Source organism: Xanthobacter autotrophicus, from assembly GCF_005871085.1.
Taxonomy (GTDB): domain Bacteria; phylum Pseudomonadota; class Alphaproteobacteria; order Rhizobiales; family Xanthobacteraceae; genus Xanthobacter; species Xanthobacter autotrophicus.
In genome coordinates this window covers 154,739-167,187 of sequence record NZ_VAUP01000022.1, presented here as the reverse complement: position 1 = coordinate 167,187, position 12,449 = coordinate 154,739, and the positions used below count along the sequence as shown (strand labels likewise).

Sequence of the window (12,449 nt, the reverse complement as noted above, 5' to 3'; positions counted from 1 at the left end):
CCCATTGCATCGCAAGTGGGTGGGTGAGCCCGGCTCTAAACTTCAGATACGGGAAGGCTTCGCCGATCAGGCTGCGGCCCTCTGCGCCCAAAAGCGCTCTAATAGGTCGCCGCCAAATAGTCGACGATCGCCTTGGCGTCGGTGTCGTCGATCGGCGCATGGTAGGCCGAAATCATCTTGTGGACTTCAGCCTCCCAGAATGGCCGTCCCATGTGCGGCGGCTGGGTGGTGATGTAGTCCGCCGAATGGCAGGCGGCGCAATTGTTCTCGGCGGCCTCGATGCCAGGTCCCGGCTTGAAGACCGAGGTTTCCTCAGGCAGCTCGTAGGTCAAGGGCTTGGCCGAAGCCAAGCCGGCGAGGGGCCCGGTGACGGTACCGGCGATCGCGACCGCCATGGCGAGGGATTTGAGACACTTTTTCATCGCTCTGTCCCTCACCCGGCCACGACGTTGGTGGTCTCGACGACGCTGCGCATGTAGCCGGGCGGGTTCCATCTGGCTTCCATGGGCTGGGTCTGGCCGAGCGCGTTGGTGGCCCGCACCTTGAGCGCGTGCCGGCCGGCGGGCAGCGTCACGTTCGCGGTCCATTCGCGGAACGAGTATTTGCCAAGATCGGCGCCCAGCGCGGCGGGGACGAAGGACTGCCCGCCATCGGCGGAGACCTCCACGCGAGCGATCCCCGAGCCGCCGTCGAAGGCGATCCCGCGCAATGCCACCGGCTTGCCCGCCGCCACCTTCGCGCCGTCGAGAACGTTGGTGAGAAACGAGCGGACGGCGAAGCGGCCGATGGGCACCGTCTTCTCGGGCTTGCCGCCCGCGGGCACGCAGGCGCAGTCATTGTCGGGGATGCGATAAGCCGTGCTCATCCAGAAATTGTCGAGCGGCTTGTCGAGAATGGCGATCTGGTTGAGGTGCTTGACCCAGTAGGTGCCGAAATAGCCGGGGACCACGAGGCGCAGCGGGAAGCCGTTCAGCCAGGGCAGGTCCTCGCCGTTCATCTGGTAGGCCAGCATGACCTCGCCATCGAGCGCATGATCGAGCTTCAGCGACTTGGCGAAGCGCGGCGTCTCCGGGATGACGGGATTGTCGAGCCCGGTGAAATAGACTTCCACCGCCCCGCTGGCGATGCCGGCCTTTTCCAGCACCGCTTTCAGGGGCACGCCCTTCCACCGGGCATTGCCCATCAAGCCGTTGCCGGCCTGCCCGCCGCCCACGCGAGGATCGAAAAAGCCCCGGCTGTTGCCCGAGCACTGGTGCACGGCGACATACTCGACCGGATCGAACTTGGTCTTCAGCTCATCGAGCGAAAGCGAAAGCGGGGTCGAGACCTTGCCCTTCACTTCCAGGCGGAAGGCGGCCGGGTCGATCTCCAGCGGGATGTCGGCCAGATGATAGCGCACGAAAAACGCGTCGTTCGGCGTCAGGATCCCCTCGTTGAACACCGAAAACGGGGTTTCCAGCTGTGGCGGACGCGAAGTCAGGCCGATCAGCGCCCGCTTGCCGGGATAGGTCACAAGCGGCCGCTCGCCGTTGGCGAAGGGAAGGGTGATGGTCTCCGCAGCGGCGGCCGCGAGCCGCGAGCCGGCCACGAGGGAGGCTCCGTATCCCAAGGCCATGCCGCCGACCGACCTCAATGCCTGCCGTCTCGTGACCATCGCGTATCCTCCCGTCCCTACCGGTCCGTTTGATTTCGGGCCTTGTTCGATTTCACTCTATCCGAGTTCGCCTGAAGCTTGGTCGGAATGAGCGCACTCTATTTTGTGCGCCTTATGGTCCGCCCTCAATCTTCATCGGATTTGCCGGGAGGGCTCTCACGTCGTCGGCCGGAATGGCGGGCGCCTGCTGGCGAGGGCTTCGTCCAGGAGGTCGATGCGGTCTTGCCCCCAGAAAACTTCGCCGTCGAGCACATAGGACGGCGCACCGAACACGTCCGCCGCCACGGCCTTTTCCCGATTGTCCAGATAGGTCGCTTTCGCCGCCTCGCCCTGGGCCGCCGCGACAAGGCTGTCGCCGGGCAGGCCCACGGCGTCGGCGACGGCGGCGATGACCTCCGGCAGGGCGAGATTTTCCTGCCGCTGCCAAACGCCGGAACAGATGCGGGCGATGAGGTCCTCCACCGGCAGGCCGGCCTGAAGCGCGGCGATGATGGTCTGGTCCGCCAGCGCGCCGTCGAAGGGCCAGAAGGCCGGCGCCAGATGCAGCTCCACCCCGCGCTTGGCCCGCCAGCGCTGGAGTTCCACCAGCCGGTAGCGCTGGCGCTCCGCCGCCCGCTTGGCCAGCGGCAGGCCGCCGGTCTTGGCGAACACCGGCCCCAGCTCCACCGGATGGAAGGCCACAGTGGCATGGTGCCGATGCGCGACCGCCATGAACGGCGCGTGGCCGAGGAAGCTCCACGGGCTGACGCATGAGAAGAAGTAGTCGATGCGGCGAGGCGGCGTGCGATCTGGGGTGGTCATGGGAGGCGGGTCCGGTGGGGCACAGGATGGCGGGATCAGGCGGCACGGATCAATCGCCGCCGCGGACAGTTGTACACGCAGGTCAGCTTGACAGGGAAACGCCGGTGGTCCCCTCTCAGGCGGCCCGCATGGTGATCCGGGAGGCATCATTGGGCGAAGAGCGGCATACGGAATTGATGGGGTTCCAGAGCGAGCTTTCGGGCGCTGCCCTGAAGGCGGCCATGGAAACGGACGCGGCGGCCAGTGATGCCGCTGGCGAAACAGGAAGCAGGCGCGCGGGGCGCGCGGTGCGGCTCAATCCCCTGGCCTGGATGGCGGTGTCGTTCCTGGCCGGGCTGGTGGTGGGCTCGCTGCTGCGGCCGGTGACGATCGTGCGCACGGGAAGGAATGCGGGATGAATGTCGATCAGCTGGCGCGGAACCTCAAGATCCTGCTGCGCACCAACACCATCATCGCCGAGATCCACCTGCGGCACGTGGCGGCGCGGGTGGGCCTGTTCGCCTTCGCGGCGCTGGTGGCAAGCTTCGGCGTGGTGATGCTGGGGGTGGCGTTGTTCCTTGCGCTCGAGGCCTCGCTCGGGGCGATCTGGGCGGCGGTGGCGGTGGGCGCCGGCGGCCTGGTGCTGGCCCTCATCGTGGCGGTGGTGGGCGCGACTCTGAAGCCGTCGCGGGAACTCGGCCTTGCCAACCAGGTGAACCAGGCGGCCATGGATGCGGTGCAGGCGGAGGTGAAGGCCACATCGTCCAACCTGTCCCAGTTCGCCTCCTTCGCGGCGGTGCCCGGGCTGGTGGTGCCGATCCTCACCTTCCTGCTGCGCGCCTTCCGCCGACCTAAGGCCTGAGCTGGTTCCGTCCAGGCGCCGCGCGGGGTAGGGTTACGCCTTGTTTCCGCTCAGGCGCCGCGCGGGCTGGGGGTCACGCCCTGCGCACCCAGCGGCCGTTCTCGTCCTGCTGCCAATAGGTGAGGTCATGACCCTGCGCGGTCGCGGCGGCCTTGGCCTCGCGCCAGCGCTCTCGGGCGGCGGCCACCTGCTCGTCGTCCCGCCCATCAAACAGATGCACCACGCGCACATAGGGTGCCGGATCGGCCAGCGGCACCGCATCCACCAGAAAGCGGACCTGCGCGCCGTTGGGGTTGGCCTCGGTGGTGGAGATGAGCACCGGCTGGCGCTCGGGCACCGGTTGGGCCTCGGTGCCGTGGGGCAGGAACGACGCTTCGTTGTAGGTCCAAAGATGCGCATCGAGCGCATCGCGCCGCTCCGCCGAGCCGCACTGCACCACGCACCGCCAGCCGCGCTCCAGCGACTTCTCCAGAAGCGTCGGCAGCACCTGCTCCAGCGGGCGGCGTTCGAGGTGGTAGAAGAGGATTTCGGTCATGGCCGTGGCGGATCAGGGACGGAGTGAGGTTAGAGCACGTTCCGGGCGGTTTGCACCGGGAATTCGGCCGCGCCCGACCGCCATTCGGGCCGGCGGTGGCGCTTGACCGGGGCGGGAGGGCCTTCCATATGCCGCTCCATGAGCCTGATCCACAACGAGCGGACGAAGCTTACGGCCAATGCCCTCGACCGCGCCTCCACCGCCTGCCTGACGGTCGGGGCGCTGGGGCCGGCGGTGGCATCGCTCTATGGATTGGGCATCGCCGGCGCCGCTGCCGCGTCCCATGGCGTACTTATCGCGCTGGGCAGCGTGTTTTGGCTGGCCGCGGCCGGTGTGCTACACTTTATGGCAAGAAGCGTGCTTGGACGACTGATATGATCGGCCTCTGGCTCTATGCGTATGTGGTGCTGCCCGTGGTGGTGATCGCCATGGGCTACGCCGCCGTGCGCCTGACCGAGCCGAAGCATCCCCCGCACGCCGGCCCCGCCGAATAGCATCCGGGCGTTTCGCCAAAGGCTGCGCCCTCTCCCATACGGCTTCCGCGCTGGCCTGCACCGCCGTCATCCTCCGGCTTGACCGGAGGATCCATGGCGCAGCTTGTCCCATCTCTTGCGCCGTCAGTGCTCGCCGGCAGATGGGCCCTCCGGTCAAGCCGGAGGGCGACGGTTGGAGAGGCTTGATGACAAGAGAGGCTCGCCGCCTCACCCCTCGTAATGATCCTTCACCAACTGGTTGAGCAGGCGCACGCCCCAGCCTGAGCCCCAGCTCTTGTTGATGTCGGACGCCGGCGACGACATGGCGGTGCCGGCGATATCCAGATGCGCCCACGGGGTCTTGTCCACGAAGCGCTGGAGGAACTGGGCGGCGGTGATGGAGCCGGCATGGCGCCCGCCGGTGTTCTTCATGTCGGCGAACTTGGAATCCACCAGCTTGTCGTATTCCGGGCCCAGCGGCATGCGCCACACCCGCTCCCCGGTCTCCTGACCAGACTTGGTGAGGCGCTCGCTCAAGGCATCGTCGTTGGAGAACAGGCCGGCATATTCCGACCCCAGCGCCACCAGGATGGCCCCGGTGAGGGTGGCAAGGTCGATCATGAACTTGGGCTTGAACTGCTCCTTGGCGTACCAAAGCACATCGGAGAGCACGAGCCGGCCTTCGGCATCGGTGTTGATGATCTCGATGGTCTGGCCGGACAGGGAGGTGACGATGTCGCCGGGGCGCTGGGCGGCGCCATCGGGCATGTTTTCCACCAGGCCGATCAGGCCCACCGCATTCACCTTCGCCTTGCGGGCGGCGAGGGCATAGAGCAGGCCGGTGACGCAGGCGGCGCCGCCCATGTCGCCCTTCATGTCCTCCATGCCGGCGGCCGGCTTGATGGAGATGCCGCCGGTGTCGAAGGTCACGCCCTTGCCGATGAAGGCCACCGGCGGCTCGCCCGCCGGCCCGCCGTTCCAGCGCATGATGACGACGCGGCTCTCCTTGATGGAGCCCTGGCCGACGCCCAGCAAAGCGTGCATGCCGGCCCGGGCGAGGGCGGCGTCGTCCAGCACCTCGATCTCCACGCCCACGGACGACAGATGCTCCTCGGCCCGGCGGGCGAACTCGGGCGGGTCGAGCACGTTGGCGGGCTCGTTCACCAGGTCGCGGGCGAACAGCACGCCGTCGCCCACCGCATCGGCTACGGTGACGGCGCGCTTGGTGCCGGCCTCGTCGGACACCAGCAGGGTCACGGCGAGGGCGCCGCGCTCGGTGTCGTCCTTCTTCTTGGTCTTGTAGCGGTCGAACGTGTAGGTGCGCAGGCGGATGCCGAGGGCGACCTCGGCGGCCGACTCAGGGCCGATCTTGGCGCCCGGCAGGTCGAGCACGACCGTCGCCTCGCGGGCGGAGGAGGGGATCTTGCCCGCGGCCACGCCGCCCAGCTTGAGGAAGTCGGCGGGCTTCAGTTCGCCTGCCTTACCCACGGAGATCACCACCAGGCGCGGCGCATCAAGTCCGGCGGGGGCGAGCAGGTCGATGGTGCTCCAGGCCTTGCCCTTGTAGCGCTCGGCGTCGAAGGCGCGGGTGATGGCGGCATCGGCGCCCTTCAGCAGCTTCTGCGTCTGCGCGCCGAAGGCGAGGGTCTCGTCGGTCAGCACGATCAGCACGCCCTTGGGGGCGGCGGTGAGCCGTGCGAACGAGAGGGTGACGGGTTCGGACATGCGACGCTCCGGGCAGGAAAGGCTATTCAAGGAATCGGTCTGTCACCTCTGTCTCTAGACCGGCTGGCGCGCGTGTGAAACCGCGCATGCCGCCGCGCCCGAGCTTCGAGGCTCCCGTCTAGATGGGATGCCGTGCGAGGATGGAAAGGGTGCCACCGCGCCGCGGCGGCGATTTCGGCATGCGCGTGCGACGGAGAAACCCACCTGCCTGAAGGGAAGAGGCCATCGCCCAAGGCCGCCTGCGCAAAAGAAAAGGGGGCGCCTGGCGCCCCCTTTGAACCTTCGGATGCAAGGCCGCACGGGCGGGCCTCACTCGGCGGCGGCGTCCTCGGTGCCGGCGGCGGCCTTCTCGGCCCGCTCCTTGGCGCGCTCCTTGGCCTTCTCGCCGGGCTCGCCCTTCTTGGGGTTGTTCTTGGCTTCACGCTTCAGCAGGCCGGCGGCGTCCAGGAAGCGGGCGACGCGGTCGGTGGGCTGGGCACCCTTCTCAAGCCAGGCCTTGGCCTTGTCGAGGTCGAGCACCACGCGGTTCTCGGCATCCTTGGCCAGCAGCGGGTTGAAGGTGCCGATCTTCTCGATGAAGCGGCCGTCGCGGGGCGAGCGAGCGTCGGCGATGACGATACGGTAGTAGGGGCGCTTCTTGGCGCCGCCGCGGGCGAGACGGATCTTCAGGGACATGAGTTTCTTCCTTTGGTCGTTCGATTAAGCGATCGTGCGATTAGGTGATCGTGCTGGTCGGGATCGTGATGCCCGGCCTGTGCCGGGCATGCGAGCCCGGCCATGACGGAGAGCTGGAATCCGCGTTACTTCTTCTTCGAGCCTCCCAGTCCAGGCAGGCCCTTCGGCAGGCCCGGCAGGCCGCCGGGGAACTTGGGCGGCAAGCCGCCAGGCAGGCCGGGGAAGTTGGGGGGCAGTCCGCCCATGCCGCCGCCACCCGGACCGCCAGCGCCCATCTTCTCGGCCATGTCCTTGAGCATTTCCGGCGATGGCCCGCCGCCGCCGAAGCCCATCATGCCGGCGAGACCCGCCAGCGGGCCACGCTTGCCGGCGGGGCCGCCGAGGGACTTCATCACGTCGGCCATCTGGCGGTGCATCTTCAGGAGACGGTTGATCTCCTCCACCTTGGTGCCTGAGCCGGCGGCGATGCGGCGCTTGCGCGAGGCGTCGAGGAGCTTGGGCGCGCGGCGCTCCTTCGGCGTCATCGAATTGATGATGGCCACCTGCCGCTTGAACACCTTGTCGTCGAGATTGGCGGAGGCGATCTGGTTCTTCATCTTGGCGACGCCGGGCAGCATGCCCATGAGGCCACCAAGCCCGCCCATCTTCGCCATCTGCTGGAGCTGGCTGCGCAGGTCGTCAAGGTCGAAGGTGCCCTTGCGCATGCGATCGGCGGTGATCTTCGCCTGCTCGATGTCGATGGCCTCGGCGGCCTTCTCCACCAGCGCCACCACGTCGCCCATGCCGAGGATGCGGCCGGCCACCCGATGGGGATCGAAATCCTCCAGTGCGTCCATCTTCTCGCCGGTGCCGAGCAGCTTGATGGGCTTGCCGGTGACCGCACGCATGGAGAGCGCAGCGCCGCCGCGGCCGTCGCCATCGGCGCGGGTGAGCACGATGCCGGTGAGGCCGACCCGGCCGTCGAAGGCCTTGGCGGTGTTCACCGCGTCCTGGCCGGTGAGGCTGTCGGCCACCAGCAGCACTTCGTGCGGGTTGGTGGCGGCCTTCACCTCGGCCACCTCGGCCATGAGGGCCTCGTCCAGCGTCACGCGGCCGGCGGTGTCGAGCATGACCACGTCGTAGCCGCCGAGCTTCGCCGCCTCGATGGCGCGCTTGGCGATCTGCACCGCGCTCTGCCCGGCCACGATGGGCAGGGTGGCCACGTCCACCTGCTTGCCGAGGGTGGCGAGCTGCTCCATGGCGGCGGGGCGGCGGGTGTCGAGGGACGCCATCAGCACCTTGCGCTTGCCGCGTTCGGTGAGGCGCTTGGCGATCTTGGCCGTGGAGGTGGTCTTGCCCGAGCCCTGAAGGCCGACCATCAGGATCGGCACGGGGGCGGGGGCGTTGAGGTCGATGGGGTCGGCGTCGGAGCCCAGGGTGGCGACCAGCTCGTCATGGACGATCTTGACCACCATCTGGCCGGGGGTCACCGACTTGATGACCTCCACGCCCACGGCGCGATTCTTCACCCGGTCGGTGAAGGAGCGCACCACGTCGAGGGCCACGTCCGCCTCGATCAGCGCCCGGCGCACCTCGCGCATGGCCTCGCCCACGTCGGCCTCGGTGAGGGCGCCGCGCCGCTTCAGCTTGTCGAGTATGCCGCCGAGGCGGTCGGAAAGGGTATCGAACATGGCCGTCCGTGGTTTGGGTTTCACATGAGACGGGCCGGAGCCTGCCCCGCGCACGTGTCGAGACGGCTACGCCTCAAGACAACGCAGATCGCGCCCGAGGGCGCAACGCGCTGTCGGGCGGTGACCTCCGGACCCAAGGTCCGGTCGGCGGGATCGGCATGGCCGTCCTCGTGAAGTGCGGGTGGTTAGCACCTTTGCGCCGGCGAGGCAAATTCCCGATGGCCGTCGTCGCCGCCTGATCTGTTTGCCGTGAAGGAGATCGGGCCACATGATGCGGCTGCGCAAGGCCACATGAAGGCATAGATCTCCGGACGCGCGCACGCGCCGGGGCTGCGCCGACGGAGGAAGTCCCATGCCTGATACGGCCACGACCGGCGCCGCTCCTGCAACCGAGCAGCTCATTCCCTTCCCGGCGGATTTCCGGACCCGGGCGATCGAAACCAACGGTACAACCATCCATGTCCGCTTCGGTGGCAGCGGGCCCGTTGTCGTCCTGCTGCATGGCTATGGCGAGACCGGCGACATGTGGGGGGCGCTGGCGGCCGCGCTGGCGCCGGACCATACCGTGGTGGTGCCGGACCTGAGGGGCATGGGGCTTTCGGCAAAGCCGGATGGCGGCTTCGACAAGAAGACCCAGGCCGGCGATGTTGCCGGCGTGCTGGACGCGTTGAATATCGAGAAGGTCGCCCTCGTCACCCACGACATCGGCAACATGGTGGGCTTCGCCTTCGCCGCCCTGCATCGCGAGCGGGTGACGCGGTTCGTCCTCATCGACGCGCCGTTGCCGGGCGTGGGGCCGTGGGAGGAAATCCTCAAGAATCCGCTGCTCTGGCATTTCCGCTTCGGCGGCCCGGACATGGAGCGGCTGGTGGAGGGGCGCGAGCGCATCTACCTCGACCGCTTCTGGAACGAATTCTCCGCCCATCCCAGCCATTTCGGCGAGGCGGCGCGGGCGCACTACGCCTCTCTCTATGCCTTGCCGGGCGCCATGCGGGCCGGCTTCGCCCAGTTCGCCGCCTTCGATCAGGATGCGATCGACAACCAGGCCTTCCTCGCCGCCGGCAAGCTCACGGTGCCGGTGCTGGCGCTGGGCGGCGAAATGTCGTTCGGCCTGACCATGGCGGAGGTGATGAAATTCGCCGCCACGGATGTTCACGGCGCGGTCGTCCCTGGCAGCGGGCACTGGATCATGGAGGAGAATCCGACCGCGACCGTCGCGCTGGTCAAGGCCTTCCTCGACGCCGGATGAGCTGCCGGCACGGCAAATATGGGCCGTCCGCGGGCGCTCAGGCCCGCAGCGCGGCGCCGACCAGCGCGGCGGCGAGGAGGGCAAGCCAGCAGGCGGCGGCGCGTCGATAGACGAGGGGCGGTTCGGCGCTGTCGCGCTTCATCATGCCGCCGGCGCCGGCCCAGATCGCCGCCACCATCAGGACCGAGGCGGCAAACAGGCCGAGATGCAGCAGGAAGACCGGCGCGGCCCCATGGGGCAGAAGCGTGAGGCCGATGATCAACCCCTTGGGATTGAGCAGCGTTGTCACGAACACCCGGCGCGGGGTGATCGCCTCCATCTGGGCGCGGCCCGCTTCCACCCGCCAGAGCTTCACGGCGAGGAAGGCGACCCAGCCCGCCGCCGCGAACTTCACCGCGCTGGCAGCGAGCGGCTGCCGGGCGAGGAGGTCGGCGCCGAACAGCGCCAGCGGCGTCACGACGAGGAGGTAGGCGGCAAGCTCTGCCGGCATCAGTCGCACGGAGCGGCGCAGGCCCGCCGACGCGCCGGACAGGGCCAGTAGCGTATTAGTGGGGCCGGGCGTGAGCAGAAGGCCCCAGATGGCGAAGAGAAACTCGGCTGTGGGCACGCGTGTCATCCGTTCGGCGGCCATGGGCGAGGCGGACCTTAGAGGGCTCCTCGCCGGCGGCCAACGGAAGCTGGTGTCACATGGGGATTTCCCGGAGCGCGCGGGCCGTTCGGCCTGCATCTCACTCCGATCGGATCGCGCTCCAAGGGGCCGCATTCCCGGCATGCGCGAAGCTGTGCTAGACCTGCGTTCCGACAGGAGAACCCCATGCCCGAGACCAACGAGATCACCCGTTTCTTCGGCGGGTCGCCCGCCTGGGTGCTGGTGCGGCTCGTCATCCTCTCGGTGGTGGTGGGCGTCATCCTCGCGGCGCTGGGCATCGACCCCATGAACATCCTCACCAGCCTTGAGCGGCTGGTGCGCAGCCTGTTCAATTTCAGCTTCGAGGCGGTGGAGCGGCTGTGGCGCTATTTCCTGCTGGGCGCCGTGGTGGTCATCCCGCTCTGGCTCATTTTGCGCGTCCTCGGCCGGCGCTGATCCCCCATGACCCTCGCCGCTGCTGACGGGCGGGTCACGCACGCTCGGGTGCTTGCCATCGCGCTGCCCATGACGGTGGCGCACCTGACCACGCCGCTGCTCGGCATCGTGGATGCGGCGGTGGTGGGGCGGCTGGGCGATGCGGCGCTGCTGGGCGGGGTGGCGCTGGCCGCCGTCATCTTCGACATGCTGTTCTGGGTGTTCGGCTTCCTGCGCATGGGCACGGTGGGTCTCGCCGCCCAGGCGGTGGGCCGGCGCGACGGTGTGGAAGAGCGCGCCGTGCTTGCCCGCGCCCTGCTGCTGGCTGGGGCGCTGGGTCTGGCCCTGATCGCCCTGCAGGCGCCCATCGCCTACGCCGCCCTTGGCCTCGCCGGGGCGAGCGAGGAGGTGAACGCGGCGGTGCGCGCCTATTATGCCGTGCGCATCTTCGCCGCGCCCTTCACCCTGGCCAACTATGTGGTGCTGGGCTGGCTGGTGGGCCTCGGCCGCACCGGCCGGGCGCTGGCGCTCCAGGTTGGCATGAACCTCTTCAATATGGCGCTTTCGGCCGTCCTCGTGCTCGGGGCCGGCTGGGGTGTCGCGGGGGCCGCCGCCGGCACGCTGATGGCGGAGATCGCCGGCACCGCGGCGGGGCTTCTCCTGTGCCTGCGGATGCTGGGCGGCGCGGTGGCCCTGCCGCGCGGGGTGCTGTTCAACCGGGCGCGGCTCGCCGAATCGTTCCTGCTCAATCGCGACATCATGATCCGTACCGCGGCGCTGATGTTCGCCTTCTCCTTCTTCGCAGCGCAGGGCGCGCGGGCGGGGGACGTGACGCTGGCTGCCAACGCCGTGCTCCAGAACGTGGTGATGGTGGCCGCCTATTTCCTTGATGGCTTCGCCACCGCCGCCGAGCAGATCTGCGGCGCAGCGGTGGGCGGGCGGCGGCGGGCCGACTTTTCCGCCGGGGTGAGGCTGTGCCTCATCTGGGGCCTCGTCTTCGCACTGGTGGCCTGCGCGCTCTATCTCGCCATCGGCCCGGCCATCGTGGATGCCATGACCACGAGCCAGGAGGTGCGCGCGGCGGCGCGCGATTTCCTCATCTATGCCGCGCTGCTGCCGGTGGCGGGTGTTGCCGCCTATGCCTTCGACGGTGTCTATATCGGCGCCCTGTGGTCGCGCGACATGCGCAACCTGATGCTGTGTGCCCTCGCTGTCTATCTCGCCGCCTGGTGGGGGCTGCGGGGGCTGGGCAATCACGGCCTGTGGCTGGCCTTCCTCGCTTTCCTCATCGCCCGCGGGGCGTTCCAGGCGCTACGCCTTCCGGCGCTGGAGCGCCGCACCTTCGGGGCGTGATCAGCCCAGATCGGGGAAGATGTGGGTGCCGTCCGGCGCCAGCGGCAGGTCCTTCACCCACAGCGCGGCGGTCAGCGGCAGCGGGCCGTAAAGGTGGGGGAAAAGGGCGCCGCCGCGCGAGGGTTCCCAGCGCAGGGCCGCGCCCAGGGGCTCGGCCGCCACGGCGACGAGCTTGAGATCGCCGGCGCCCTTGAAATGCCGCGCCGCCGTCTCTCGCGCCTGTGCGGCGGTGGAGAAATGGATATAGCCGTCGGCGTGGTCCACCGGCGCGCCGGAGAACACGCCTTCAGCCTCCGCCTGCGCCCACAAGGCGGCGGGGCAGATCTTGAAGATGATGGCAGGTGCGGGGGAGGGTGCGGGGGAGGGTTCGGGCACGGGAAACTCCGCGACGGGGGCTTTCGGATCCTCCC

15 protein-coding genes are annotated in these 12,449 nt (G+C 68.7%); 6 read left to right on the top strand and 9 right to left on the bottom strand.

From position 1 onward, the window contains the following. Nucleotides 1-98: 98 nt before the first annotated feature. The 3 genes from sorB to FBQ73_RS09660 form a co-directional block, all read right to left on the bottom strand. On the bottom strand, nucleotides 99-422 hold the full coding sequence (gene sorB / locus FBQ73_RS09670) for a SorB family sulfite dehydrogenase c-type cytochrome subunit (protein ID WP_138399280.1): 324 nt from the start codon (nucleotides 420-422) through the stop codon (nucleotides 99-101). Nucleotides 423-433: 11 nt separating this feature from the next. Then, on the bottom strand, nucleotides 434-1,654 hold the full coding sequence (sorA, locus tag FBQ73_RS09665) for a SorA family sulfite dehydrogenase catalytic subunit (RefSeq protein WP_138399279.1): 1,221 nt from the start codon (nucleotides 1,652-1,654) through the stop codon (nucleotides 434-436). A 156-nt stretch (nucleotides 1,655-1,810) separates the two neighbouring features. Further along, the gene (locus tag FBQ73_RS09660; RefSeq protein ID WP_138399278.1) at nucleotides 1,811-2,455 is read right to left on the bottom strand and encodes a 2-hydroxychromene-2-carboxylate isomerase; all 645 of its coding nucleotides are present in this window, start codon (nucleotides 2,453-2,455) and stop codon (nucleotides 1,811-1,813) included. Nucleotides 2,456-2,583: 128 nt separating this feature from the next. Here FBQ73_RS09660 and FBQ73_RS09655 point away from each other — a divergent pair, with 128 nt between their 5' ends. Beyond that, nucleotides 2,584-2,853: a hypothetical protein gene (locus FBQ73_RS09655; protein WP_138399277.1), complete on the top strand. Its 270-nt coding sequence runs from the start codon at nucleotides 2,584-2,586 to the stop codon at nucleotides 2,851-2,853. After that, nucleotides 2,850-3,296 carry a phage holin family protein gene (locus FBQ73_RS09650; protein ID WP_138399276.1) on the top strand — a complete coding sequence of 149 codons (447 nt, stop codon included), beginning with the start codon at nucleotides 2,850-2,852 and terminating at the stop codon, nucleotides 3,294-3,296. Before FBQ73_RS09655 ends, FBQ73_RS09650 begins: the two co-directional genes overlap by 4 nt. Nucleotides 3,297-3,369: 73 nt before the next feature. Here FBQ73_RS09650 and FBQ73_RS09645 read toward each other — a convergent pair whose 3' ends face one another. After that, a complete protein-coding gene (locus FBQ73_RS09645; RefSeq protein WP_138399275.1) occupies nucleotides 3,370-3,831 on the bottom strand; it encodes a DNA polymerase III subunit chi in 462 nt (153 codons plus the stop codon). A gap of 138 nt (nucleotides 3,832-3,969) precedes the next feature. On the opposite strand from FBQ73_RS09645, the gene FBQ73_RS09640 reads away from it, so the two are divergent. After that, nucleotides 3,970-4,209 (top strand): hypothetical protein, encoded by a 240-nt coding sequence (locus tag FBQ73_RS09640; RefSeq protein ID WP_138399274.1) that lies wholly within the window; start codon nucleotides 3,970-3,972, stop codon nucleotides 4,207-4,209. Between the two features lie 323 nt (nucleotides 4,210-4,532). On the opposite strand, the gene FBQ73_RS09635 is transcribed toward FBQ73_RS09640, so the two are convergent. The 3 genes from FBQ73_RS09635 to ffh form a co-directional block, all read right to left on the bottom strand. After that, nucleotides 4,533-6,029 carry a leucyl aminopeptidase gene (locus tag FBQ73_RS09635; protein WP_138399273.1) on the bottom strand — a complete coding sequence of 499 codons (1,497 nt, stop codon included), beginning with the start codon at nucleotides 6,027-6,029 and terminating at the stop codon, nucleotides 4,533-4,535. A 309-nt stretch (nucleotides 6,030-6,338) separates the two neighbouring features. Then, on the bottom strand, nucleotides 6,339-6,704 hold the full coding sequence (gene rpsP / locus FBQ73_RS09630; protein WP_138399272.1) for a 30S ribosomal protein S16: 366 nt from the start codon (nucleotides 6,702-6,704) through the stop codon (nucleotides 6,339-6,341). Nucleotides 6,705-6,829: 125 nt separating this feature from the next. Beyond that, a complete protein-coding gene (ffh, locus tag FBQ73_RS09625; protein WP_138399271.1) occupies nucleotides 6,830-8,374 on the bottom strand; it encodes a signal recognition particle protein in 1,545 nt (514 codons plus the stop codon). A gap of 352 nt (nucleotides 8,375-8,726) precedes the next feature. On the opposite strand from ffh, the gene FBQ73_RS09620 reads away from it, so the two are divergent. Next, entirely contained in the window at nucleotides 8,727-9,623 is an 897-nt protein-coding gene (locus FBQ73_RS09620) for an alpha/beta fold hydrolase (protein ID WP_138399270.1), read from the top strand. A 37-nt stretch (nucleotides 9,624-9,660) separates the two neighbouring features. On the opposite strand, the gene FBQ73_RS09615 is transcribed toward FBQ73_RS09620, so the two are convergent. Beyond that, entirely contained in the window at nucleotides 9,661-10,230 is a 570-nt protein-coding gene (locus FBQ73_RS09615; protein WP_210236737.1) for a LysE family translocator, read from the bottom strand. Nucleotides 10,231-10,437: 207 nt separating this feature from the next. On the opposite strand from FBQ73_RS09615, the gene FBQ73_RS09610 reads away from it, so the two are divergent. After that, complete coding sequence (locus FBQ73_RS09610; RefSeq protein ID WP_012113487.1) at nucleotides 10,438-10,707, top strand: DUF6460 domain-containing protein; 270 nt, start codon at nucleotides 10,438-10,440, stop codon at nucleotides 10,705-10,707. 6 nt (nucleotides 10,708-10,713) lie between these two features. Continuing rightward, nucleotides 10,714-12,039, top strand: a complete 1,326-nt coding sequence (locus tag FBQ73_RS09605) for an MATE family efflux transporter (RefSeq protein WP_138399269.1) — start codon at nucleotides 10,714-10,716, stop codon at nucleotides 12,037-12,039. On the opposite strand, the gene FBQ73_RS09600 is transcribed toward FBQ73_RS09605, so the two are convergent. Next, nucleotides 12,040-12,414: a DUF952 domain-containing protein gene (locus FBQ73_RS09600; protein ID WP_138399268.1), complete on the bottom strand. Its 375-nt coding sequence runs from the start codon at nucleotides 12,412-12,414 to the stop codon at nucleotides 12,040-12,042. Nucleotides 12,415-12,449: the final 35 nt, after the last annotated feature.